Source organism: Turicibacter sanguinis (genome assembly GCF_013046825.1).
GTDB classification, from domain to species: domain Bacteria; phylum Bacillota_I; class Bacilli_A; order MOL361; family Turicibacteraceae; genus Turicibacter; species Turicibacter sanguinis.
In genome coordinates this window covers 407059-432778 of record NZ_CP053187.1, presented here as the reverse complement: position 1 = coordinate 432778, position 25720 = coordinate 407059, and the positions used below count along the sequence as shown (strand labels likewise).

Annotated in this window: 27 protein-coding genes; 24 read left to right on the top strand and 3 right to left on the bottom strand. The window is 35.9% G+C overall.

The genetic code is table 11. The features are described 5' to 3' along the window. The first annotated feature begins 274 nt into the window (after window positions 1–274). The 3 genes from fucO (at window position 275) to HLK68_RS02255 (ending at window position 2705) form a co-directional block, all read left to right on the top strand. On the top strand, window positions 275–1423 hold the full coding sequence (gene fucO / locus HLK68_RS02265; protein ID WP_132942814.1) for a lactaldehyde reductase: 1149 nt from the start codon (window positions 275–277) through the stop codon (window positions 1421–1423). Window positions 1424–1666: 243 nt separating this feature from the next. After that, window positions 1667–2242, top strand: coding sequence for a putative ABC transporter permease (locus HLK68_RS02260; protein WP_006784238.1), 576 nt, complete (start codon window positions 1667–1669; stop codon window positions 2240–2242). Further along, window positions 2217–2705 (top strand): DNA-deoxyinosine glycosylase, encoded by a 489-nt coding sequence (locus HLK68_RS02255; protein WP_006784239.1) that lies wholly within the window; start codon window positions 2217–2219, stop codon window positions 2703–2705. The genes HLK68_RS02260 and HLK68_RS02255 overlap by 26 nt, the downstream gene beginning before the upstream one ends. A 44-nt stretch (window positions 2706–2749) precedes the next feature. On the opposite strand, the gene cls is transcribed toward HLK68_RS02255, so the two are convergent. Then, window positions 2750–4285, bottom strand: coding sequence for a cardiolipin synthase (gene cls, locus HLK68_RS02250; protein ID WP_132942815.1), 1536 nt, complete (start codon window positions 4283–4285; stop codon window positions 2750–2752). A 166-nt stretch (window positions 4286–4451) separates the two neighbouring features. Between cls and HLK68_RS02245 the strand changes: the two genes are divergently transcribed. The 17 genes from HLK68_RS02245 (at window position 4452) to nrdD (HLK68_RS02165) (ending at window position 19776) form a co-directional block, all read left to right on the top strand. Further along, on the top strand, window positions 4452–5318 hold the full coding sequence (locus HLK68_RS02245) for a MurR/RpiR family transcriptional regulator (RefSeq protein ID WP_006784241.1): 867 nt from the start codon (window positions 4452–4454) through the stop codon (window positions 5316–5318). Window positions 5319–5450: 132 nt separating this feature from the next. Next, entirely contained in the window at window positions 5451–6866 is a 1416-nt protein-coding gene (locus HLK68_RS02240) for a glycoside hydrolase family 1 protein (protein ID WP_132942816.1), read from the top strand. An 83-nt stretch (window positions 6867–6949) separates the two neighbouring features. Next, window positions 6950–7342 (top strand): hypothetical protein, encoded by a 393-nt coding sequence (locus tag HLK68_RS02235; protein WP_009607200.1) that lies wholly within the window; start codon window positions 6950–6952, stop codon window positions 7340–7342. 236 nt (window positions 7343–7578) lie between these two features. Beyond that, a complete protein-coding gene (locus HLK68_RS02230) occupies window positions 7579–8553 on the top strand; it encodes a metal ABC transporter substrate-binding protein (RefSeq protein WP_129821591.1) in 975 nt (324 codons plus the stop codon). A gap of 1 nt (window position 8554) precedes the next feature. Continuing rightward, window positions 8555–9265, top strand: coding sequence for a metal ABC transporter ATP-binding protein (locus tag HLK68_RS02225; RefSeq protein ID WP_006784245.1), 711 nt, complete (start codon window positions 8555–8557; stop codon window positions 9263–9265). Further along, a complete protein-coding gene (locus HLK68_RS02220; protein ID WP_009607198.1) occupies window positions 9258–10079 on the top strand; it encodes a metal ABC transporter permease in 822 nt (273 codons plus the stop codon). The genes HLK68_RS02225 and HLK68_RS02220 overlap by 8 nt, the downstream gene beginning before the upstream one ends. A gap of 391 nt (window positions 10080–10470) precedes the next feature. Beyond that, complete coding sequence (locus HLK68_RS02215) at window positions 10471–11109, top strand: metal ABC transporter ATP-binding protein (RefSeq protein ID WP_006784247.1); 639 nt, start codon at window positions 10471–10473, stop codon at window positions 11107–11109. Continuing rightward, window positions 11110–11937, top strand: a complete 828-nt coding sequence (locus HLK68_RS02210; protein ID WP_132942817.1) for a metal ABC transporter permease — start codon at window positions 11110–11112, stop codon at window positions 11935–11937. After that, window positions 11937–12431, top strand: a complete 495-nt coding sequence (locus tag HLK68_RS02205) for a TIGR03943 family putative permease subunit (RefSeq protein WP_132942818.1) — start codon at window positions 11937–11939, stop codon at window positions 12429–12431. Before HLK68_RS02210 ends, HLK68_RS02205 begins: the two co-directional genes overlap by 1 nt. A gap of 55 nt (window positions 12432–12486) precedes the next feature. Next, window positions 12487–13140 (top strand): Crp/Fnr family transcriptional regulator, encoded by a 654-nt coding sequence (locus HLK68_RS02200; protein WP_006784250.1) that lies wholly within the window; start codon window positions 12487–12489, stop codon window positions 13138–13140. Window positions 13141–13194: 54 nt separating this feature from the next. After that, on the top strand, window positions 13195–13728 hold the full coding sequence (locus HLK68_RS02195; RefSeq protein ID WP_324249878.1) for a YeeE/YedE thiosulfate transporter family protein: 534 nt from the start codon (window positions 13195–13197) through the stop codon (window positions 13726–13728). Between the two features lies 1 nt (window position 13729). After that, window positions 13730–14296 (top strand): YeeE/YedE thiosulfate transporter family protein, encoded by a 567-nt coding sequence (locus HLK68_RS02190; protein WP_132942820.1) that lies wholly within the window; start codon window positions 13730–13732, stop codon window positions 14294–14296. Window positions 14297–15494: 1198 nt separating this feature from the next. Then, entirely contained in the window at window positions 15495–16352 is an 858-nt protein-coding gene (gene nrdD / locus HLK68_RS02185) for an anaerobic ribonucleoside-triphosphate reductase (protein ID WP_006784254.1), read from the top strand. An 85-nt stretch (window positions 16353–16437) separates the two neighbouring features. After that, window positions 16438–17238 carry a GIY-YIG nuclease family protein gene (locus HLK68_RS02180; RefSeq protein ID WP_157753420.1) on the top strand — a complete coding sequence of 267 codons (801 nt, stop codon included), beginning with the start codon at window positions 16438–16440 and terminating at the stop codon, window positions 17236–17238. A gap of 293 nt (window positions 17239–17531) precedes the next feature. Next, on the top strand, window positions 17532–17891 hold the full coding sequence (nrdD, locus tag HLK68_RS02175; protein WP_006784256.1) for an anaerobic ribonucleoside-triphosphate reductase: 360 nt from the start codon (window positions 17532–17534) through the stop codon (window positions 17889–17891). Window positions 17892–18021: 130 nt separating this feature from the next. After that, window positions 18022–18690, top strand: a complete 669-nt coding sequence (locus HLK68_RS02170; protein WP_132942822.1) for a GIY-YIG nuclease family protein — start codon at window positions 18022–18024, stop codon at window positions 18688–18690. A 126-nt stretch (window positions 18691–18816) separates the two neighbouring features. Then, window positions 18817–19776 carry an anaerobic ribonucleoside-triphosphate reductase gene (nrdD, locus tag HLK68_RS02165; RefSeq protein ID WP_006784258.1) on the top strand — a complete coding sequence of 320 codons (960 nt, stop codon included), beginning with the start codon at window positions 18817–18819 and terminating at the stop codon, window positions 19774–19776. A 439-nt stretch (window positions 19777–20215) separates the two neighbouring features. On the opposite strand, the gene HLK68_RS02160 is transcribed toward nrdD (HLK68_RS02165), so the two are convergent. Both HLK68_RS02160 and HLK68_RS02155 read right to left on the bottom strand, forming a co-directional pair. Then, window positions 20216–20842 (bottom strand): HNH endonuclease, encoded by a 627-nt coding sequence (locus tag HLK68_RS02160; RefSeq protein ID WP_009606513.1) that lies wholly within the window; start codon window positions 20840–20842, stop codon window positions 20216–20218. 89 nt (window positions 20843–20931) lie between these two features. Next, window positions 20932–21336, bottom strand: a complete 405-nt coding sequence (locus tag HLK68_RS02155) for a hypothetical protein (RefSeq protein WP_006785845.1) — start codon at window positions 21334–21336, stop codon at window positions 20932–20934. 110 nt (window positions 21337–21446) lie between these two features. Here HLK68_RS02155 and HLK68_RS02150 point away from each other — a divergent pair, with 110 nt between their 5' ends. From HLK68_RS02150 to HLK68_RS02135, 4 genes are all read left to right on the top strand, one after another. Further along, a complete protein-coding gene (locus HLK68_RS02150; RefSeq protein WP_006785846.1) occupies window positions 21447–22220 on the top strand; it encodes a MurR/RpiR family transcriptional regulator in 774 nt (257 codons plus the stop codon). A 420-nt stretch (window positions 22221–22640) separates the two neighbouring features. Next, window positions 22641–23567 carry a 1-phosphofructokinase family hexose kinase gene (locus tag HLK68_RS02145; RefSeq protein WP_170837659.1) on the top strand — a complete coding sequence of 309 codons (927 nt, stop codon included), beginning with the start codon at window positions 22641–22643 and terminating at the stop codon, window positions 23565–23567. A gap of 260 nt (window positions 23568–23827) precedes the next feature. Further along, entirely contained in the window at window positions 23828–25210 is a 1383-nt protein-coding gene (locus tag HLK68_RS02140; protein WP_006785848.1) for a PTS fructose transporter subunit IIC, read from the top strand. Between the two features lie 18 nt (window positions 25211–25228). Then, entirely contained in the window at window positions 25229–25675 is a 447-nt protein-coding gene (locus HLK68_RS02135; protein WP_082410054.1) for a PTS sugar transporter subunit IIA, read from the top strand. The last annotated feature ends 45 nt before the right edge of the window (window positions 25676–25720 follow it).

Genomic DNA, 25720 nt, shown 5'->3' with positions numbered 1-25720 from the left:
TCTTAACCTTTCCAATTTGATTCATTTAAAAAGAGATTAAAATAATAAAGTCGGATGTTTCCTTTATTTTTTGACGATTTTCTTTACTGAGAAAGCATTATAATAGTCTTGCTTTTAGTTGATAAGGTGATAGATTTTGATGACTTGAATATGGACTTTATTAACTAAAAAGAAGGGATAACTTTATCTTAGTGATAGAATTAAAGCATAATGAAGTTGCTAAGTATTATTTTAAGTAGCGAGAGGCTACTGATGAGAAAAGGGGAATTGGAAAATGGCAAATCGTATTGTTTTGAATGAAACATCTTACCATGGGGCAGGATCTATTCAAGTGATTAAAGATGAAGTGTTACGCCGTGGATTTAAAAAGGCATTTGTTTGTACCGATCCAGATTTAATTAAGTTTGGGGTAGCAGGTAAAGTCACAGCTGTTCTAGATGAGGCAGGATTACCTTATGAAATTTATTCAGATATTAAAGCAAATCCAACAATTGAAAATGTTCAACATGGAGTAGCAGCGTATCAGGCATCAGGAGCTGATTATATCATCGCGATTGGTGGAGGATCATCAATGGATACAGCCAAAGCAGTTGGAATTATTATTAATAATCCAGAGTTTTTGGATGTTCGTAGTTTAGAAGGTGTCAGCCCAACTAAAAATCCAAGTGTCCCAATTATTTCCGTTCCAACCACTGCTGGAACAGCGGCTGAAGTGACCATCAATTACGTTATCACAGATGTTGAGAAAAAGCGTAAATTTGTATGTGTCGATACACATGATATTCCAGTCATTGCAATTGTTGATTCTGAAATGATGTCTTCAATGCCAGCAGGTTTAACGGCAGCAACAGGAATGGATGCCTTAACACATGCGATTGAAGGATATATTACAAAGGCAGCCTGGGAGATGACGGATATGTTCCATTTAAAAGCCATCGAAATCATTGCTAAATCATTACGTGGAGCAGTTGCTAATACAAAAGAAGGTCGCGAAGGAATGGCACTTGGACAATATATTGCAGGAATGGGATTCTCAAACGTAGGTCTTGGAATTGTTCATTCAATGGCTCACGCATTGGGAGCTGTTTATGATACACCTCATGGGATTGCAAATGCAATTTTATTACCAACAGTTATGGAATTTAATGCAGATGCAACAGGTGAAAAATACCGTGAAATTGCACGTGCAATGGGAGTAGAGGGTGTTGATCATATGACACAAGATGAGTATCGCCAAGCTGCAGTTGATGCTGTTCGTCAATTATCAGCAGATATCAATATTCCAGCCGATTTAAAAGAAATCGTGAAAGAAGAAGATATTCAGTTCTTAGCTGAATCAGCAGTAGCTGATGCTTGTGCTCCTGGAAATCCAAAAGAGGCAAGCCTTGAAGATATTATTGGGTTATATAGATCATTAATCTAATTTAAAACATAAGCACACACACTAAAAAACATCTATCAAGGTGACTTGAATAGATGTTTTTTTTATTAATCACCATATTTGTTAACCTTCTTCCATTCTTTTTAATGAGTGGAAAAAACTATTTGTTACAATAAAATTCCAATTTATTTATAGTTTAACGATAAAAGGAAAAAATAAAAAGAGGTGGAGTATGAATTTAGGGGAGAGGGAACAAACTATCACTAAAAACAGGTGGTGTCTAGTATGTATTACGCATGGTACTTTTTATTTAACTTCTTTTTATATGGTGTCATTGGATGGATGATCGAACAATTTTATTCTTATATGCTAACAGGACAAATGAAAAAAGATGGCTTTTTATATGGACCTTTCAAACCGATGTATGCAATCGCAATGGCTTTGCTCATCTTAATGAAAGATACGTTTTTACTATCGCCAATTTCCATTTTAATACTGTGCCTTATCGTACCAACAACGGTTGAATATTTATCAGGACTTCTGACGCGTCATATTTTTCATCAGGACTACTGGGATTACTCTATGCTAAAATTCAATTTACAAGGACTAATCTGCCCTCAATTTTCAATCTGTTGGATGATTCTCACATTTATCGGAGTTAACTATTTTCAACCAATGCTCGTCGATCCATTTATCAATCAACACTTTTCTTCGTGGTTCGTCATCTGTCCTTTCATTTGCGGTGCCTTCATGATAGATGAAGCCTTAACCTTAAAAAAATTCATTAGAAAACATGCTATAATAAAAGAAATTTCTAATGAAGAAGGTGAACTAGATGGCAGTCGTCGAACATATCTTTAAGCCAGTGTATGATGAAAATTCAAGAGTCTTAATACTAGGGACCATGCCCTCTCCAAAGTCTAGAAAAAATGGGTTTTACTATGGTCATCCCCAAAATCGATTTTGGCCTGTCCTAGCAGACATCTTTCATGAAGAATTACCACTTACCAATGAAGATAGACTAGCTTTCCTACATCGTCACCATATTGCCCTTTGGGACGTATTAAAAAGTTGTGACATAGAAGGAGCCTCTGATGCTAGCATTAAAAATCCAATTCCAAATGATTTAAGCATGATCCTAAAACAAGCGCCTATTCACGCCGTCTTTACAACCGGAAAAAAAGCAGCCGAATTCTATACAAAATTTTGTTACCCTAAAACAAACATTCCTTGTATCGTGCTCCCATCTCCAAGCCCTGCTAATCGCAGAATAAAAGATGAAGAACTTAAAACACAATACCAAGAAATCTTAAAATATATCTAAAGAGGATTCATAAAAAAAGGAGTTCCAAATCGGAACTCCTTTTCCTACATTAATGGGGCAAAAATTCGTAAGAAAGCATAAATGAACTTTTTGTACCATTTAATATTATGGCAATCTTGTAACGTGATTAATTGGCAGACTTTCAAGGTCTCAACATAATCATCGTAAATGGTTTTAATACTACTATTTTTATATAACCAAGCTCCGCACTCATAATGTAAGTATAAACTGCGGTAATCAAGATTAATCGTTCCAACAACGGCATACTCGCCATCTACCACAAATGTTTTAGAATGAATGAATCCAGGTGTATATTCATAAATCTTCACACCATCTTCAATTAAGAAAGCATAGTTAGCACGAGTTACGGCGTGAACAAACCATTTATCACCAATATGCGGAGTCACAATTCTGACATCGACTCCACGTTTAGCGGCTTGTGATAAAGCCGTAATCATTTCATTATCTAAAATCAGATAAGGCGTATTGATATAAACATAATCTTTAGCCGAATTAATTAAATTTAAATAAACGGTCTCCCCAACCGATTCATTATCTAGTGGACTATCCGTAAACGGCTGAACAAATCCATCACTTTCAAACGATTCTTTGTGATGAATATGAGGACGGAAAGGTTCGTAATCTTCATTCGTTTTACGAAGGAAATCCCACATCGTTAAAAACATGACGGTAAAACTCCAAACCGCATCGCCCTTAATCATAATCGAAGCATCTTTCCAATGCCCATGTTTTTCATAGCCGTTAATATACTCATCTCCAATATTAATGCCGCCTGTAAAAGCAGTATGTCCATCAATAATCGCAATTTTACGGTGATTACGATTATTCATACGAAGTGTTAAAAACGGAACGAATGGATTAAATACGCAACACTTAATTCCCATTGCTTCAAGCTTTTTATCATAGCCAGAAGGAAGTAAAAATAAACAACCGAAATCATCATAAACGACGCGTACATCAACCCCTTGCGCCGCTTTTTCTTTTAAAATCTCTAAAATCGTATCCCACATCATCCCTTCATCAATGATGAAGTATTCTAGGAAGATATAATGTTTTGCTTTTTTTAATTCTTCAAGTAAACGTTCAAACTTTTTTTCTCCGGGTGTAAGGTACTCAGTTGTGGTGTTTTCATAAATAGGCCCCTGTGCATAATCCAAAATATATCTGGATTGATTAAAGGCCCGCTTATCAAGAGTTTTAAGTTTTTCAGTAATGTCAGCATCCTGTATTAAACATTCTCTCATCTTCTCATTGATAGGCTTCATTTCATTTAAAAACTTTTTACGAGTTTGATCACTACTAAAGAGAATATAAAATAATCCCCCAAAAATCGGAACCAGCATAATTGGAATAATCCAAGCAATTTTGTAAGCTGGATTTAAACGATTATTTAAGATTCCCATCACAACGACTACACTCAGTAAGACACAAAAAGCATAAAAGTAAACAAAGTATTCTTGGAACCGCCAAATCACAACGATTAAGATTAAGGCTTGTAGGGCGATCAGCATCCCACAAAAGCCAACACGTCCAAGTAATATTCTTAATGTTTTTCTCATTCATTCAACTCCTCTTTAATTGGTTGAAACTATTGAAAATTAACACCTTATGGAAAGATATTATAGCAAAACTTAAGACTCCCGTAAACAGATATCAGATGAGATAACGTTGTCAGCCAGTCATCATTTCAGTTAAAATAAAGAGAGAAAAGAAACGGGTGAAATCATGAAGCTAGTAACGGAATTAAAAGAACTAAAGCAACTCAACAAACTAACGAACTCCGAAATTCAAGTGGTCGATTACCTCCTTGACTATCCACAAGAAATTGCTAAACTATCATCACGTCAATTAGCCACTTTAACGCATACCTCAGCTGCAACCGTTGTTCGAGTTTGTCAAAAAGTCGGCATGAGTGGTTATGGGGAATTTAAATTAAAATACCTTCAAGAAATTAGTCAAACCCCAAGACACATTAATCGAGAAAATCCAATTACCTCAAATGAGTCCATTCATACTATTTTAAACAAAGTAGCCGCCTTAAAAATGACCGCTATCGAAGAAACCAAAAAAGGAATTGACCTTGATCAATTGACACGAGTGGCTAAACTTTTAAATCACTCAACTTTTATCGACCTTTATGCTTTTGATAACAACTTGCATCTAGCAAAATATGCAGCTGCCAATTTTCTTTATGCAGGGAAAAATAGCGCGATTCAAGACGGAAGTAACGCTCAGTTCATGCAGGCTATGGTGTCAAGTGAAGGTCATGTTGCCATGATGATCAGTCGGACTGGAGAAAACGTCATGCTCGCTCGGATAGCAAAACTTCTTCAAGAAAAGAATATCCCAATCATCATGATAACAGAATCTAAAAATTCAACATTAGCGGGTTTAAGCACTGAACACCTTTATGTGTATAACGTTCACCGTTTTTCAGATATGGGAACTTTACTTTTTCAAACGTCAGCTGAATATATTTTTGAGTTATTATTTGCGATTCTTTTTTCGCAAAATTTTGAAAATAGTATCAGACAAAATAAAAGATACGAAGAGATTAATGAATATCACGATTTATACAAAAAGTTTTTGTAACACTGTTTCAGTTTTAAATCCTATTTAGTTGATGATTTTGAATCATTCAACCAGGTCTTTTGACATCTATTGAAACGAAGGAATTGGGTGTGATATAAGGGAAGCATCACAAAAGTAAAGGATGTGTCAGACATGACGAAACGTTTCCCAGACGGGTTTTTATGGGGAGGAGCGACAGCTGCTAACCAATTTGAAGGAGCTTATAACGAAGACGGAAAAGGTCTTTCAACACAAGACGTCGCACCTAAAGGAATCATGGGGCCGATTACAGAAGAGCCAACTGTTGATAATATGAAGTTAGTGGGAATAGACTTCTATCACCGATATAAAGAAGATATTAAACTGTTTGCTGAAATGGGATTTAAAACCTTCCGTTTATCAATCGCTTGGTCGCGAATTTTTCCGCAGGGGGATGAGGCAACGCCAAATGAAGCGGGATTACAATTTTATGATAACGTGTTTGATGAATTAGCGAAGTACGGAATCGAACCATTAGTCACTATTTCTCACTACGAAACGCCATTACACTTATCAAAAAAATACGATGGATGGGTGAGTCGTGATTTAATCGGTTTCTACGAAAATTATGTTCGTACGATTTTTACACGTTATAAAGATAAAGTAAAGTATTGGTTAACATTCAATGAAATTAACTCCGTGTTACATGCGCCATTCTTAAGTGGTGGAATTTACACAGATAAATCAAAATTGACAAAACAAGATTTATACCAAGCCGTGCATCACGAATTAGTGGCTAGTGCCTTAGCCGTGAAAATTGGTCATGAAATCAATCCAGATTTTAAAATTGGATGTATGATTTTGAGTATGCCAACTTATCCACTGACACCCAATCCAGATGATATGATTGCGGTGATGAAAGCAGAACATATGAACTATTTCTTCTCAGATGTTCATGTGCGAGGGGTATACCCAGGTTATATGAAACGCTATTTCCGTGAAAATAATATCGAAATTAAGTTTGCAGAAGGTGATGAAGAAATCCTTAAACATACGGTGGACTTTATCTCATTTAGTTACTACATGAGTATCTGCGAAACCGCTGATCCAGCCAAAAAGGTAGCTGGTAAAGGAAATATTATGGGGGGAGTTCCAAATCCAACCCTTAAAGCATCTGAATGGGGATGGCAAATTGATCCTCAAGGATTACGCTATGTCTTAAACCAATTCTACGACCGCTATCAATTACCATTATTCATTGTTGAAAATGGATTAGGAGCAGTCGATGTGTTAGTTGAAGATGAACATGGAAATAAAACAGTTATGGATGACTACCGTATTAATTATTTAAACGATCACTTAGTTCAAGTACGTGAAGCCATCGAAGATGGAGTAGAGGTAATGGGCTACACATCTTGGGGATGTATTGATTTAGTCAGTGCCTCAACTGCTGAACTAAAAAAACGTTACGGATATATTTATGTGGATCGTCATGATGATGGATCAGGAACGTTAGAACGTTATAAAAAGAAATCATTCTATTGGTATAAAGAAGTGATTGCCACAAATGGCGAGAGCTTGACTGAATAAAAATTAAAACCGCGAAAAAAATCGCGGTTTTTTTAACATGATAGGTGTATAATGATTTTAAGTGAATAAAGTGAGGTGTTATTGTGGAGTGGTTTAAACGATTTATGGAAGGACGAACAGGGGTTGATCATTTCTCGATTGGACTACTGTTTTTAAGTATTTTTATCACATTAATTGGTCAATTATTAGGATGGAAATGGCTAATCATCTTAGCTTGGATTCCATTAGTTTATTGTTATTACCGTATGTTATCTAAAAATAAAATGAAGAGACATCAAGAAAATATCTTGTTTTTAAGATATTGGTATCCGATTCAGACGAAAATGATAAATAAATACCGCCAATTTAAAACAAAGCGTCAGTATCGATATTATAAATGCAAGGAATGCGGACAAGAATTACGTGTTCCAAAAGGAAAAGGAAAAATTGAGATTACTTGTCCAAAATGTCATCATTCTTTTATTAAGAAAACTTAAAATGATATAAGCCCAGATTAGTTTTGGACACTTTGAAAAATTAACGCGACTTATCTATTTCATCGGTAAAAAAATATTTCTGTTTCAAACTAGGAAGCTAATTTCCTAGTTTTTTTGACGTTGTATGAGTGATTGCACATATATTCATTTAATTGATAATGTCTATCATTTGAATGAAGTTATGCTATAATAGACATAACATAGAGAGTATGACTTTTTTTAGGAGGTATTTAAAGTTGAAGAAATTGATATATATGATGTCTATCATGATGAGTTTAATTTTAGTCGGATGTAGTGGAGAGTCTAAAACCACGTCAACATCAGATACTGATCAATTACAAATTGTCACGACGTTATTTCCACAGTACGATTTTGCGCGTCAAATTGCGGGTGATAAAGCAGAGGTAACATTATTATTACCTCCAGGGATGGAGTCCCATTCTTATGAACCGACACCGGCGGATATTATTAAAATCAATAAGGCAGATTTATTTATTTATACAGGGGAATCGATGGAGACATGGGCTCATAAAATTGTTGAAAGTATTGACAGTCAGGATGTTTATGTTTTAGATGTTTCACAAGGTGTGACTTTACTTGGAACAGGAATTGAGGAAGAAGATGATCATGACCATGAAGCAGAAGATCACGATCACGAGGAAGAAGAACATACGGCAAATGATGGACATAATCATACGTATGATCCACATATCTGGACAAGTCCTAAGAATGCAAAAGTGATGGCAAATAATATTTTAGAAGCTTTATGTGAGATTGATCCAGAGAATGCAGATTATTATGAAACAAATGCAGAGGCTTATCAATTACAATTAGATAAATTAGACCAGGAGTTACAAGATGTAGTAGCGAATGCTAAACGTACAACGATTTATCATTCAGGACGATTTGCCCTGCAGTATTTAATGAAAGACTATGGAATTGATTATGTATCAGCTCCATTTGAAGCAGAACCAAGTGCAGCATTAGTAGCTCAGATGATTAGTGAGATTAAAGCTAATAATATTCCGGCTATTTATTATGAAGAATTAATTGATCCAAAGATTGGTCAGATGATTAGTGAAGAAACAGGTGCGCAGTTGTTATTACTTCATTCTACGCATAATGTTTCAAAAGAAGATTTTAATAATGGGGTAACGTATGTCTCATTAATGCAACAAAATATTGAAAATTTAAAAGTAGGACTTGATTAAGATGAGTATTTTAACCTGTAAAGAGCTTAATGTTTCGTATGATCAAACACAAGCTTTAAAAGATGTCAGTTTTGAATTAAATGAAGGGGATTATCTCTGTATTGTTGGGGATAACGGGTCTGGTAAAAGTACGTTAATGAAATCAATTTTAGGATTGGTTTCTCCTAAGTCAGGAAGTATTGAGTTTAGTTCTTCGTTAAAGCAAAATGAAATTGGATATCTTCCACAACAGACGATTGTACAACGTGATTTTCCTGCATCAGTTTATGAAGTCGTGTTATCAGGTTGTTTAAATAAGCGCGGATGGCGTCCCTTCTATTCAAAAGCAGATAAGCAACGCGCGATGGAGAATTTAAAGAAATTGAAGATTGAAAATTTAAAGAATAAGTGTTACCGCGATTTATCAGGAGGTCAACAGCAACGTGTTTTAATTGCAAGGGCGCTTTGTGCTTCTGAGAAAGTGTTATTACTTGATGAACCGGTGACGGGACTTGATCCAATCACCACCGCGAATTTGTATCAATTGATTGAGGAATTGAATAAAGAGTATGGCATGAGTATTATTATGGTCACACATGATATGAATAGTGGACTTAATCATGCAACAAAGATTTTACAATTGAAAAAAGAAGTATTATTTTATGGGACGCCGGCAGAGTATTTGTGTCACACGAATGCGTGCCGTCATGTAGGAGATATTAAGCATGATTAGTATTTGGCAGGAAATGTTTTCGTATAGTTTTATGGTTCGTGCGATTATTGTTGGGAGCGCGGTGGCACTATGCTCAGCTTTACTTGGGGTGAGTTTGGTGCTAAAGCGTTATTCAATGATTGGTGATGGATTATCGCATGTTGGGTTTGGAGCCTTATCCATCGCAATGGCGATGAATTTAGCGCCACTTCAGATAGCAGTACCGGTTGTGGTCGTGGCAGCCTTTTTCTTACTTCGTATTAGTCAAAATAGTAAGATTAAAGGGGATGCAGCCATTGCATTGATTTCGAGTACATCCATTGCGATTGGGGTAACGGTAACGTCGTTAACAACTGGTTTGAATGCAGATATTAATAGCTATATGTTCGGAAGTATTTTGGCAATGACGAAGAATGATGTAAATATTAGTATTGTGTTATCGGCAGTGGTATTTATTTTGTTTGTGGTATTTTATGATCGTATTTTTGCAACGACATTTGATGAAAACTTTGCTAAAGCAACAGGTGTTAAGGTAGAACTTTATAATATGTTGATTGCTTTTTTAACGGCTATTACAATCGTATTAGGCATGCGTATTATGGGAACAATGTTGATTTCTTCGCTTATTATTTTCCCAGCTTTAACTTCAATGCGTGTGTTTAATAGTTTTAAGTCAGTGATTATTTCTGCTGGATTTGTTTCAGTTGTTTGTTTCTTTATTGGAATGACATTGTCATTTTTATACTCACTCCCAGCAGGAGCGAGTGTTGTCATTGTGAATGCCGTTGTATTTATTCTATTTTCATTGATAGGATGGGTAACAAAACGTATATAAAAGGATTGCCCTTAAAGGGCAATCCTTTTTTTATGAAGGGGGGGAGAGCTTATGATGAGACAATATAAAGACAGATGGGCGTTTTTAATATGTCTTTTTGTTTTGTTTTCTTATCTAATGGTGAGTTTACATCTGTCTATTGAACCAAATCACCACTGTGAGGAAGTCACTTGTGTGGTCTGCTCCTTAACAAAAGATAAGATGGAATCGCTACTGCCCCCAAATCCTCTTCTAAGGGTTACGCTACTCATTGTTTATTTCTTGCTGATGAGGGGGACTATAGATAACCAACTTATCAAAGTCTTTACTCCTATTACATTAAAAGTCAAGATGCTAAAGTGAGCATGATTTTAAACTGATAAATGTGATTAAAAAGGGAGGTATTAGACACGTGGAATTATTACATGTTGAAGGTGTTTCATTTTCATATGATCAGTATACAGTCATTAAAAATCTTAGTTTTAAAGTTCATGAAGGTGACTATGTGTGGGTGATTGGAGAAAATGGAACAGGGAAAAGTACGTTGATAAAGGGGTTATTAAATTTAAAGAAACCAAGTAGTGGGCAGATTATATTTAATGAGACATTAAAACAATCTGAAGTAGGGTATTTACCTCAACAAACCGTGATTCAAAAAGAGTTTCCGGCTAGTGTTTGGGAGATTATTTTATCAGGATGTTTGAATCAGTGTGGATGGCTACCGCTGTATAAGAAATCAGATAAAGAGCGAGCTGTAAAGTGGATGAAAGAGTTAGGAATTTATGAGTTGCGTGATTGTTGTTATCGTGAATTATCAGGCGGACAACAACAACGTGTCTTGTTAGCAAGGGCGTTATGTGCAACGAAGAAATTATTGATTTTAGATGAGCCGGTAGCTAATTTAGATCCGAAGGCAACGCAAGATTTTTATCGCTTAATGCATCGAATTAATCAAGAAAATAAGATTGCAATTGTGATGGTGTCCCATGATATAGAAAACAAAATAGAGCATGCAACACAGGTCGTTCATCTGAAAAAGGGGGAATTCTAAATGATTGAGATTTTAGTTGAGATGTTTTCGTATCCCTTTTTAGTACGGGCGATGGTTGTCGGTCTATTGGTTTCACTTTGCTGTGCGATGCTTGGAGTAAGCTTAGTTTTGAAACGCTATTCGATGATTGGGGATGGATTATCGAATGTTGGATTTGGGGCGTTGGCTGTTGCCTCTGTTTTAAATGTGGCACCCTTATCATTTGCGATTCCGGTTGTGGTAGCGGCAGCATTTTTCTTGCTGCGAATGAATGAAAATAGCTTAATCAAAGGCGATGCTGCGATTGCATTAGTTTCAACAGGCTCATTATCTATTGGGGTTTTGGTGATGTCTTTAACGACGGGGATGAATTTAGACGTGTGTAATTATATGTTTGGAAGCATTTTAGCAATGACACAGTCAGACGTCTATTTGAGTATGGTTCTTTCAGCTTTAGTCTTACTTTTATTTATTTTGTTTTATCATAAAATGTTTGCGATTACGTTTGATGAAACATTCGCGAAGGCAACGGGGATTAGGGTTGGCTTTTATAAAATGTTACTTGCTGTGTTAACAGCATTAACGATTACGCTTGGGATGCGCTTGATGGGAAATTTGTTGATTTCTAGTTTAATTGTATTTCCTGCCTTAACAGCGATGCGATTATGTCGTTCATTTAAATGGGTCATGATTCATTCGATTTTTATTTCATTTATTTGTTTCTTTTTAGGGTTAGTGATGTCTTATTTAGCCGCAACACCGCCAGGTGCTAGTGTAGTTGCGATGAATATTGTGATGTTCTTTATTTATTCGTTACTATCTTTTGTGAGTAAAGGGGTGAAAAGGTAATGAAACGATTGGTTTTATTTTTAATGTTGACGATGATTAGTTGCTCAGGATGTAGTCATATAACTGAGACACTTGAATTTGTTGAGCCAGAAGTATTAGAAGCTGACTCTTTAACTTTAGGAACTGAGGTTGAGGAAAAAGGAATTTTAGAGATTCGAGAAAAGTATTTCTTACTTCAGATTTCTGATATTTTCTTTAATTTTGATTTGTATAAGGATCGTGTTGTCAAGGTAGAAGGTCTTTATGGTGTTGATTATGATAGTGATGAACCAGAATTTCATGTTGTGTATCGATTCGGACCTGGTTGTTGTGGGGATGATGGCTGGGGTGGCTTCTTTTTAAATTATGAGGGAGAGTGGCCAGCAGTGGATGATTGGATTGAAGTGATTGGAACGCCAAGAATAGAGGAAGGAGAGTACAGGGATTATTTGTATTTAGATGTCATCAGTATAACGGTTAAAGATGAAGTCGGTGAAGTGTTAGTTTATCAATAAAAGGTATATAATAGGATTGCAAGGTGCAATCCTATTTTGTTTAGGAGGGGTCGAGATGTTAGAGTTGTTAAAAAAGGATTATCCATTTTTAAAGAAATTAGATGAAGAGGCTCTAAACCAAATTCAAAAACATCTTAACGGACGTCAATTTAAAGCGGGTGAGATGTTAATCAATGGAAGTCAGGCTTGTTGGGGATTTTCATTTATCCTAAGTGGGAAGCTTCGTGTCTATCGATTGAATGAGGAAGGGCGTGAGGTGACGCTTTATCGTTTAGAAAAAGGGGATAGTTGTTTTATGACCGTGATTTGTGCGTTAGCTAAATCACAGACATATGCGTATGTGAAGGTGGAGGAAGATTGTGAGTTGGCGATTATTCCAATGCCGATTTTTGAGAAGTATTTAATGAATCATCCGACTTATTTACAGTTTTTATTTCAAAATTTATATGGCAAGTTTACGAGTGTGGTCACGACACTTGAGCAGATTAGTTTTTCAAGCGTTGAGGAACGGGTACTTGGTTATTTGAAGCAAAATAGTCATAAGCAATCGGGGCGTGTGACGTTTTATAAGACGCATGAACAGATTGCATTTGATATTGGGACGTCACGTGAGGTCGTGAGTCGGACGTTAAAAGCGATGGAGCGTAAAGGATTGATTCAACTAGAGCGTGGAAAAATTGTGGTACTAGAGATGGAGAGCATTCTGTGACTTTGTCACGGAATGTTTTTTTTATTTTGTATATACTAGATTCATAAAGGAGTGATGAAGATGCCAAAATGGATGAAGGCAGCTATAATTTTAGCTTTATCGTTTTTCTTAGCGATTTGGTTGGTAAAGCCAGTCGGGGTTTCAACTCAGTTTAGTGTACTAAGTGGAATCATTCATACCGCGATTAATCCTGACGCCTTAGAGGAAAATGCATACTATCAAAAGGACAATGGGAAGATTGCAGAGGAAATTCAACATCCCTGGAACTATAATTTTGTGTTTGTATTAGCGATTCCGGTGGGAGGATATATAGGTTATCGATTAGATTCAAAACGTCGTGAGATTAAAAAGGACGCTTCTTGTTCAGTGAAGCAAAATGTATGGCGTACTTATGTGCTACCGTTTATTGGTGGAATCTTATTGTTATATGGAGCGCGTATGGCAGGCGGTTGTACGAGTGGTCATATGATGAGTGGGATGATGCAAGGAAGTGTGAGTGGTTATGCTTTTGCGGCTTCAGTATTTGTGGTTGCCATACCGACAGCACTGATTGTGACTCGATTACGTCAAAGAAAGGAGAGCCTGTAAGATGATGATTGTCTTAGCTATTTTATTAGGTGGATTTTTTGGATTTGCGTTATATAAAGTGGGAGCAGCTAATATGGATAATCTAATTTCAATGTTGAGTTTTCAAAATTTAACTTTGATGAAAATTATTGTGTTTGCAATTGGATTGGCGAGTGTTTTATTATCTATTTTTTATGGATTCGGATGGTTTGATGTTTCTCATTTAAGTGTTAAGCCACTTCATTTAGGCGTTGTAATCGGTGGTTTAATTTTTGGGCTTGGATTTGGATCAGTTGGAACGTGTCCTGGAACTTGTGTTGCAGGTGCGATGACCGGTGGATTTAAAAAAGCAATCAGTGCCATTCTAGGTGGACTAGTTGGAGCTTTCTTATTTTCAATAAGTTATGGATGGTTAGCCAATCAAGGTTTCTTTGAAATCATGAATTTAGGAAAATTAACACTATTTCGCGTGTCTGAACAATATCCAGCCGTTTTTAATATAGGATATATCGGACTGGCTATGGTTGGAGTAGTATTTATTTTAGTAGCAACTTTCATCCCAGTTTATCCGTTTAACAAAAAAAGCTGAGACAACCGTTTTGATGCTTGAAAAAATGCAAGAAAGTAAATAGGGTTTCGATGTGTGAAACCTAAGTTGCTTTCGATTTTTCTCAAGCGTCAGGTTGTGGAAGCTAGATTATACAAAAAAGGCTGAAAGAGGCGATTAACATCCGCTGAAATTTGATGAGAGTCCGTAGTGGCATAGGCACAAGTGACTATCGAGAATTTGCCAGGATGTTGCCACTTGAAGCTAGATTACAAAAAAGGCTGAAAGAGGCGATTAACATCCGCTGAAATTTGATGAGAGTCCGTAGTGGCATAGGCACAAGTGACTATCGAGAATTTGCCAGGATGTTGCCACTTGAAGCTGGATTACAAAAAAAGCTGAGACAACCGTTTTGATGCTTGAAAAAATGCAAGAAAGTAAATAGGGTTTCGATGTGTGAAACCTAAGTTGCTTTCGATTTTTCTCAAGCGTTAGGTTGTGGAAGCTAGATTATACAAAAAAGGCTGAAAGAGGCGATTAACATCCGCTGAAATTTGATGAGAGTCCGTAGTGGCATAGGCACAAGTAACTATCGAGAATTTGCCAGGATGTTGCCACTTGAAGCTGGATTACAAAAAAAGCTGAGACAACCGTTTTGATGCTTGAAAAAATGCAAGAAAGTAAATAGGGTTTCGATGTGTGAAACCTAAGTTGCTTTCGATTTTTCTCAAGCGTTAGGTTGTGGAAGCTAGATTATACAAAAAAGGCTGAAAGAGGCGATTAACATCCGCTGAAATTTGATGAGAGTCCGTAGTGGCATAGGCACAAGTGACTATCGAGAATTTGCCAGGATGTTGCCACTTGAAGCTAGATTACAAAAAAAAGGCTGAAAGAGGCGATTAACATCCGCTGAAATTTGATGAGAGTCCGTAGTGGCATAGGCACAAGTGACTATCGAGAATTTGCCAGGATGTTGCCACTTGAAGCTAGATTAAAAAAACATAAAATTTAAGCTATTTGTTTTAGCTCTATAACATGAATTTCTTAAAAGTAAAGGAGTAAATGTTTTCAAATTTAATGAAAATAATGTCCTGAATTTACATAAACATCTTGCTTGAATAATCTGTTTTTTTCTAGTATTATATGAGATATTAAATCTTCATCTTTTTGTTTTTTTCGAGCATATTGGACAAACGAAGGGATGGAGATTTTTATGTCTAATGGTATAGGAGATGGTCTAATGCGTGAGGTAATTAAGCGCGATGGAAGTCATGTAGTGTTTGATGAAAATAAAATTTATCAAGCCATTTTAAAAGCAATGAAGTTTGGAAGCGGGGTAGTTGATGAAGAATTAGCACAGAAGATTGCCCATGAAATTAATTTAATTTTTGATACATTAAATACCACTCCAACGATTTTTCAGATTGAAACGTTTGTCTATTTAAAGTTAATTGAAAATGGACATGAGTTAACAGCTAAGGCATATGAAGGTTACCGTGCGATTCAACAATTTAAGCGCGAAACAAATACAACGGATGATAGTATTTTAAGTTTAATTGAATTAGATAACGAAGAGGTTATGAATGAGAATTCGAATAAGAATCCAATGATGGCCTCAACTCAACGTGATTTAATTGCAGGGGAAGTTTCAAAAGATATTACACGTCGTAAGAAGTTGCCGGCTCGTATCGTTCAAGCTCACGATGAGGGAGTTCTTCATTTCCATGATATGGATTATTTCATGCAATCTATTTTTAACTGCTGTTTAATCGATATCAAAGATATGTTAGATAACGGAACTGTAATTAATAAGCGTATGATTGAAAGTCCTAAGTCATTCCAAGTCGCTTGTACAGTAATGACTCAGATTATTGCTCAAGTAGCAAGCAGTCAATATGGTGGACAGTCAATTGATATTCGCCATCTAGGTAAGTATCTGCGCCGTAGTAAGATGAAGTATTATAATATGTTAAAAGAGTGTATCTCATCACAAGTAGAGCTTGACCAAACGGTAGAGGCTTTAATGAAAAAAGAACTCGCATCTGGAGTACAAACAATTCAATACCAAATTAATACATTAATGACAACAAACGGTTAAAATTGGCCGCGCTTATTAGGAATAATAAGATGAACAGGTGGTGAACCTACAAATGTAGGGTGTGTTTCGTATAGAAATGCTAACGATGAACGCTAAGTTACTCTATAATAACTCATTAAGGAATATTCAAATGTATATCTATAAACTTACCAATAAATTAAATAATAAAGTTTATATAGGTCAAACGTTAAAAGATTTAAATAAAAGATTATTAGCTCATAAAAACTCACCAAACTTTAAACATACTAAAGATTATCCTATTGCTAGAGCTATTAAAAAATATGGATGGGATAACTTTGATAAAGAATTAATAGATATAGCTAGTTCTGTTGAAGAATTAAATCAAAAAGAATTAGGTTATATTCAAAAATATAATTCTTTAATTGAAGGTGGATGGGGATACAATGTTAAAGGTGGAGGAGATTCTATAGGGTCTCATTCAGAAGAAACTAAACGTAAAATTGGTGAGTCTCAAAAAGGTGTGTTGAATCATGCGTATGGAAAGACGGGAAAGTTGAGTCCTACTTCTAAACCAATTATTTGTTTAACTAATAATCAGATTTATGAGTCTGCAATGGAGTGTTCTAAAATACTTGATTTAAATTTTTCACATATTTCCGCTGTATGTCGAGGTACACGAGGGAGTACAGGGGGATTGGTTTTTAGATGGTTAGATGAGAATAATAATATTATCGAGCCAGAAAAACCTTCAAAAAGAAAGGTGAAAAAAATAATTAATTTAAATACCGGTGAGGTTTTTGACTCAATGAAACTTGCAGAAATTTCAGTTTCTAAAAATGGAAAATCTAATGGAAGTTTATGTCGATGTATGAAGGGTAAAACAGAGTGTTGTTATAGAGGAGTTTATTTTAAAGTTATAGAGTAATATGCCAATATCGTGCCAAGTCCTAAAAAGTTGAACCATGCGAATATTGCGACGTAAAAATGAAGAGAAAGCCGGTATGAGTGTTTTTTACTCATATTGGGTTAATCTAATTTTATAGTTGTAATATATGGGAAAGCTAGATTAAATAAAGGTGATGTTATTTGATCAAGGAAAGGTGTATCGACTATCCCGTAATGGGAGTAGGTTAAAGGTGAAAGTCCTTTTTCCGAAGCGCCACCCATCCAGACCGGATGAAGAGATAGTCAGTCCCCTTAGAAATAAGGCGGAGGGTAATGCAGAGCCCATTTGTTACATTATTTTTAAATTTAAATGAAGATGATGAGTATGCTGAAGAGGTTGCTTTAATTATCGAGGAAATCTTGAAACAACGTATTCAAGGAATTAAGAATGAAAAAGGTATTTATACGACGCCAACGTTCCCTAAATTAGTTTATGTGTTACATGAGCATAACTGTTTAGAGGGTGGTAAGTATGATTATATTACGGAGTTAGCGGTTGAATGTAGTTCTAAACGTTTATATCCGGATTATATTTCTGCTAAAGAAATGCGTAAGATTTATGAAGGAAATGTATTTAGCCCAATGGGTCAATTCTCGGCTCATGTAAAACCTTGTGAACTGTTATGTGCGTAACAGGTGTGCATTCTACAATTTTATTTGGAACAGTAGGAAATGACTGTTTGAGAGTGTGCTAACTGGGAAGCCTAAGTGCTATGGCATATGGTAATCCAGTGCTAAGCTATATAATCTCCATCAAAATGGAGTGATAAAAATCATAATATATAAAATAACTTGTACTTCAAATCAAAAAATTTATATTGGCCAAACAAGTGAAACTCTTGAAAAGAGATTTAGTCGTCATATTGGATATCAAAAGGATGAGCATGATACAAAATTTTATAGGGCAATAAGGAAATATGGGCCAGATAAATTTTGTATTGAGCAAATTGATGTTGCTGTAACTCAAGAAGAACTTGATGAAAAGGAACTGTATTGGATTAATTATTTTGATGCTGTAAATAAGGGATACAATACAAAATCAAGTAAAGGGAAATGCGGCGGCGATACATTATCTAGTCATCCTAATAAAACTGCCATTTCAGAGAAGATTAGACTGAGTAAAATCGGAGATAAAAATCCGATGAGAAGGAACGGCGGTTTAAGAGGTTCAAGAAATGGAATGTTTGGAAAAAGAGGTAAAGAAACTCCATCTGCTAGAAAATGTGTTGCAATATCTAAGCTCACAAACGAGGTGTCAATATTTGATACTTTATTGGAGCTAAAAAATCATTTTAATGTGACAACACTAGGGATGGTAAGTAACCGATGTAGAGGAAGAACAAAATCAGATTATAGGGGTTATTATTTTAAATATTATGAAGATTATATAGAAAGTCAATCGACTATCGAAAGCATAGCTCAACGTGATTGAGTGAAGAAGCGAGTAGAGTACAGTAGGGGATGCACCTACTGGAAGTGCAGGGCGCGTAGACGGATGTGGGAGTCCTGAGCGAAGATATAGTCAGAGCGAGTAACCAGTATAGAAATATACCCTCGTTTGTGTAGAAGTTTCTTATCACCATGGAAAGATGAAAATGGTGAGTATAAATTTGAAGGACGTTTCAACCAAGGGGTTGTCAGCTTAAATTTACCGCAAATCGGAATTGTAGCGGCAGGAGATGAAGAGAAGTTCTGGGATTTACTAGATAATCGTTTAGACTTATGTTTTGAAGCACTTATGTGCCGTCACAATGCCTTAAAAGGAACGTTAGCAGATGAATCTCCAATTCATTGGCAATATGGAGCCATTGCTCGTTTACCACAAGGTGAGACGATTGATAAGTTATTAATGGATGGATATTCAACCATTTCACTCGGATATATCGGGTTATATGAAGTGACGAAGTTAATGACAGGTGTTTCTCACGTTGATCCTAAAGGTGAGGCGTTTGCACTTAAGGTAATGAAACGATTAGAAGAGACAACGAAGAAGTGGAAGGCTGAAACAGGTCTTGGATTTGGATTATACGGTTCTCCGGCTGAATCATTGTGCTATCGTTTTGCAAAAATTGATTTACAGAAATTTGGTCAAATCGAGGATATTACTGATAAAGGATATTATACAAATTCTTATCATGTCGATGTTCGTGAGGAAATCGATGCGTTCAGTAAGTTACAATTTGAATCTCAATTCCAACCGATTTCAACAGGTGGATGCATTTCATACATTGAGATTCCAAATATGCAACACAATTTAGAAGCATTAAAACAATTAGTAAATTATATTTATCATAATATTCAATACGCTGAATTTAACACGAAGTCTGACTGCTGTCATGTTTGTCACTTTGAAGGTGAAATTACGTTAAATGATGACTTATCATGGGAATGTCCGAATTGCCATAATAAGGATCAAGCGAAGATGAATGTTATTCGTCGTACCTGTGGTTATTTGGGAGACAATTTCTGGAATAAAGGGAAAACAGCGGAAATTAAATGTCGTGTTATGCATCTTTAATATAAAAGGCTGAATCAAACGCTTAGAAGCCCGTAAAAGTGAACTTTCACAGATGACAGTTTTCTAGTCATCTAGGGAAAGAAACTTTATAGAGCTTCTGTTTGATGAAGATAGATTGAATATAAAAGGCTGAATCAAACGCTTAGAAGCCCGTAAAAGTGAACTTTCACAGATGGCTGTTTTTTAGTCATCTAGGGGAAAGAAACTTTATAGGGCTTCTGTTTGAGGAAGCTGGATTGAATATAAAAGGCTGAATCATGCGGTTATCCTGGCGTACAAATGAAGAGAAAGCCAATTGAACGTTTTTGTTCAAAGAGATTTATCGAATTTGATAGCCAGGATGCATGAGGAAGCTAGATTGAGTAAAAAAAGGCGAAATCAAACGTTTTTGAAAAGTTAATAAAAAAAATGGCGTGGACGTAAGTCCTCGCCATTTTTTTTATGGAAATAGTTTTTTATAGGGAAGATACCAGTCGGTTTTGTAGCCGTGCTCTTCACAGAATTTTAATAGTTGATCTTCGTTATTAATTCCCCGCTCAGTAATTTGGCGATGGATGTCCTTGTTAACGAGTAGACCGTTATCAATATTGTTGGCAATTTCTCGAAACATAGAATAACTACGAATATGAGAAAATTCATAATTTGTTTTTAGTTTTTCACCAGTTAGCTCGTCGTGCGTAATTTTATAGGTACTACGACGTTTTTTCTTAAGTTTGGAGCGATCGCTTTTCAGCTGGTTATCATAATCAAGCCGTAACATTTTAACGGTATCACACATGTGTATTTGTTCGTAATATTGTTTAGAGGCTTGAAGGTTAATTCCCTTAGTTCCAGTTCCATTTTCTTCTTCAGATTTAATAATTTGCTCCATAACTTTAAATCCTCTGATGTAAAGTTTACCATCATAAGTTCGTTTGTATTCATCAGGCATTTTCATCACAATAAAGTTGATGTTATCCTTTGTTGTTCTTAAAATGCTATGTAGCTTTTCCTTTTTAACCCATATCCATCCTTTTCCATCTATTAGGACACTATTTTTCCAAGCATTTGAGATTTCTGTTTTCATTTTAGGGGTGACTTTATCTGATAGTTCAGGCTCGTTATAGTTTAAGTCCTTTCCTGTTTTATAAGGAATCAGATCATTACTAATATGAATTACTCCCTTCCTGTCATTTGTTGATAAAGTTCATTGAGTTTCATCATAGCCTCACTAGATTTTGCATGAGGGCATACGTCTGGATGGATCAGTTTTGAGATTTTATCTCGCCATGATTTAGCTTCTTTTTTGTCTTTAAATAGTTTACTTGTAATATTTAGCTTGTTCATTCGTATTTCGCCATCTAGTTCAACTAAGTAGAAAATGTATTCGATTGACGGAGAGATAAAGTATTGCTCTGATGGTGTGGTGATTTCTTTTATTTTTTTGAAAAGATCATCCCAACCACGGGCAGTAATTTTTTGTTTAGTATCCAATCTAATACATTCTTTAACTTCTTTAAAGCTTCCAAGAGTTTTCAATTCTTTAACTGAATTTACATTTCGCCAATTAATAATAAACACCTCGTTTCATATCTAGTTATTATCAATATATTCGTTCGAACGATTAAATATCATTCCTACTTTTATAATTTGTAAACGTTAAGCATATATTTGACTAGGGGGCGATTTCGGTGTTAATTGAACTAGTAAAAGAGGTAGAAGAAAAATTGACGACAAGTGAAAAAATTATTGTTGATTTTCTAAATGACAATGAATCAAAGCTAATGAATATGTCCATTGTCGATATTGCAGATTTAACCTTTACTTCACCTGCGACGGTGAGTCGTACGATTCGAAAAATTGGGATGAATGGATTTACTGAATTAAGATATCGGTTATTAAATCAAAATAAGCAAGATACAGAAATCATGGCTTATCAAGGCGTGAACCGAATTTTAGAAAAATCGTTGATTGAAGTTAGCCGAACGATTGAAAACATTTCGTTACGAGATATAGTAGAAGTTGTGAATTCCATTGATCGAGCGAAACGTATTTATCTATTTGCGCGTGGATTAAGTGAATTAGTAGCACAGGAATTTGATGCAAAAATTAAGTTAATGGGATATAATGCTTTTTTAATTAATGACCCAAATATTATGGTGAAGCTGGCTAAGAACATTAAGTATAATGAATTAGTGATCGTTTTTTCATTAAGGGGAGAAACAGAATCGATTATAGACGCTGTTAAAAATGCTAAAGAAAATGGCGTCAAGGTAGTAGGATGTTGTTGTGAAAAAAATAGTACCCTAAATTCATTAGCAGATATCATGATTGTTGGAGAGAAGCATCGCGATATTTCAATTAAAGAATTCGAGGTCACCTCAAGAATCCCACTCCAAGTCATCTCGCGAGTCATCATAGATTATTTAATTGAATATGGGGACCCCAACCTAAGTAGCGAATGAAAAGAGCTCTTAGAAATCCTCAATTGTTGGGGCAGGCCCCCGCGTTAAGTAGCCGCTAGGCTCTTAGCTATTCTCCTTTGGTGGGGTGTGCCCCCGCGTTAAGTAGCCGCTAGGCTCTTAGCTATTCTCCTTTGGTGGGGTGTGCCCCCGCGGTAAGTAGCCGTTAGGCTCTTAGCTATCCTCCTTTAGTGGGGCGATATGAAGCACAATCTCTAATTATTAGAGAAATAAGGATTATTAAGAAATAGCTATCTCGAAGAGGTAGCTATTTTTTTGAAAATATTGAAAATCTAAAAAGCGTGGTTATATCAGAAAGATTTAAGTTTGTAAGCGCTAAATAAAGAAAACATTTTCGTGAGAGTTTGGCGTACAATGAAAGTGTAAGAGAGAAGGTAAGATTTAAAAAAAGGGGGATGAATGATGCTCTATACATTGACTGCGAATCCAGCTATTGATATGAATTTTTTATCGCAGACATCGGATTTAAATAAAGTGAATCGCACATCTGATATTGTATATTCACCGAATGGAAAAGGCATTAATGTCAGTTTGACTTTAAAGTATTTTGGCATTGATAGTACTGTTTTAGGTTTCTTCGGAGGGTTTACAGGACGTTATATTGTGGATGAATTAAAGAAAAGAGAGATTGTAGTTCGACCGTGTTGGATTGAAGAAAATACAAGAATTAATACGTTTATTACAGTGCCTGATGGAGAGTATAAGTTTGTGAATAAGGGGCCTTTTATTAATTTGGGTGTCCAACAGGAGTTGTTAGAGGAACTTAGATATGCAATAGATTGCGAGACGCTTGTGATTAGTGGTAGTTTACCACCAAGTATTGATGAAAGTTATTATGATGAGATTATAAAGTTTTGTCAGGCTCAAGATATTGAGGTCGTACTCGATATCAGTTCTAAGAAGTTAAAAGATTTACTGAAGTATCGACCTAAGTTGATTAAGCCAAATGATGAAGAGTTAGCAGATATTTTTGGATTAACGCTTGAGACGGAAAACGATATAAAAGAAGCTTTGACGTTTTTATACCAAGAAGGGGCTCAAAATATTTTACTGACGCTTGGTGAGAGGGGGATGTATTTTTTCAATGGTGAAAAAATGTATTTCTGTGAAGCAAAACCGGTAAAACTTGTGAGCTCGGCGTGTGCAGGAGATGCCTGTTTGGCGGCGTTTTTGAGTGAGTGGAAGACGAATGTTGAGCTTGCTTTGAAAAAAGGATCGGCCGTAGGAGCGAATGTTGCACAGTCTTACGGACTAGGTGATTTTAATGAATATAAAGCTTACATGAAAGAAATAAATGTTACGCAGATACTAGTGGGGCCCCCATGCTAAGTAGCCGAAAGGCTCTTAGCTATCATCCTTTAATGGGGCGGGCCCCCATGCTAAGTAGCCGAAAGGCTCTTAGTTATCATCCTTTAATGGGGCGGGCCCCCATGCTAAGTAGCCAAAAGGCTCTTAGCTATTCTCCTCTAGTGGGGAAAAATTCGTTTTACTGAGTCAAGGCATTACTTAGAGATAATCTCACAAAGTTTAATCGTTGTGAAAAGGAGTCTCTATTAAAATATAAATCTAAAATACGGAGGGGTACGTGTATGAAGAAAATTGTAGCTGTTACAGGATGTCCAACGGGAATTGCGCATACTTATATGGCGGAAGAAGCGTTGAAAAAGGCAGCAAAAGAATTAGGAGTAGAAATTAAGGTTGAAACAAATGGAGCAGTTGGCGTTGAAAATGAGTTAACACCTCAAGATATCGAAGAAGCAGTTGGCGTTATTATTGCTTGTGATAAGGATGCGAGAGTTGATCGTTTTGTTGGAAAACGTGTCATCGAAGTATCTGTAAAAGATGGAGTTCATAAAGCGAAATATTTAGTTGAACAAATTTTAGCGGAAACTGCTCCGATTAAAGGTGGAAGTAAACCAACTCATTCAAGTAAAGAAGAACCTGTTGCAAAGCAAGGCGTTGGACACAGTATTTATAAACATTTGATGAACGGGGTTTCTCATATGCTACCACTTGTTGTAGCAGGTGGTGTTTTAATTGCTATTTCATTCTTGTGGGGAATCCATTCTGCGGATCCAACTCATGAAACGTATAACCAGTTCGCGGCGATGCTAAAACAAATTGGGGGCGTTGCGTTTGGATTTATTGTGCCAGTCTTTACAGCGTATATTGCGTCTTCAATTTCTGGGCGCCCAGGGTTAATTGCTGGGTTTGTTGGTGGGATGATTGCAAATGATACGGGTGCCGGATTCATTGGAGGAATCGTGGCTGGGTTTTTTGCTGGGTATTTAGTTCTTGGTTTAATCCATTTATTAAAAGGTCTTCCACGCCAATTTGAAGGCTTAAAATCCATTTTTATTTTACCGATTATTGGGGTATTGTTAACGGGAATGTTAATGCTTTTCTTAGGGGAACCAGTCGCAGCAATTAATAATGCTGTTATGAGTTGGTTGGCAGATCTTCAAGATAGTAATGCCATTCTTTTAGGAATTGTAATTGGATGTATGTGTGCTTTTGACTTTGGAGGACCTGTTAATAAAGCGGCTTATGTAACAGGAACCATGCTTTTAGCCCAAGGAAATTATTACTTTATGGCGGGTGTTTCGGCTGCTTGTATTACACCACCACTTGTGATTGCTTTAGCAACAACCTTATTTAAAAATGCATTTGATGAAGAAGAAAGAGCAGCTGGACTCGTTAACTATATTCTAGGATTTACTCATATTACAGAAGGTGCCATTCCGTTTGCAGCCAAAGATCCATTACGTGTGATTCCAATGTTAATGTTTGGTTCTGCTATCTCAGCTGTTTTAACTTATTTAATGAAAGTACAAGTTCCAGCTCCTCATGGTGGATTCTTAGTTTTACCAGTCGTAACAGGTGCTTTCCAATGGGTATTAGCTATTTTTATTGGTTCATTAGTGGGAGCTATTATCTATGGAGGATATCGTCAACGATTGTTAAAAAAATAATAGGGGTGGAGAAAAGCGATGCTAGCAGAGTTAATTAAGTTAGAGAACATTAATTTGGATTTACAGGCTCAAACAAAAGATGAATTATTTGAAGAGATGGCAACACAATTAAATCAAAATGGTTATATTAAAAACGTTAAAAAATTTAAAAAAGATTTATATAAACGTGAATCTGAAGGAAATACAGGCATTGGATTTGGAATCGGAATTCCTCATGCGAAATCAAAGTATGTGAAGCAGTGTTGCATTGGGATAGGAGTATCGAAACAGGGAATCGATTATGATGCGATTGATGGAGAAAAGGTTCATTTAATCTTTATGCTAGCCATTGAAGGACATGAAGCCGATTTACATCTTCAGGCACTAGCCGCTCTTTCGCGAAAACTCATTCACGAGGACTTTAGAGAAAAATTATTAAATGCTAGTTCAAAAGAAGAAATATTTGAGTTAATTTGTGAAGAATAATAATGAGAGGGGATGTCTTTTGAAGGCATCCCCTTTTAAGAGTAC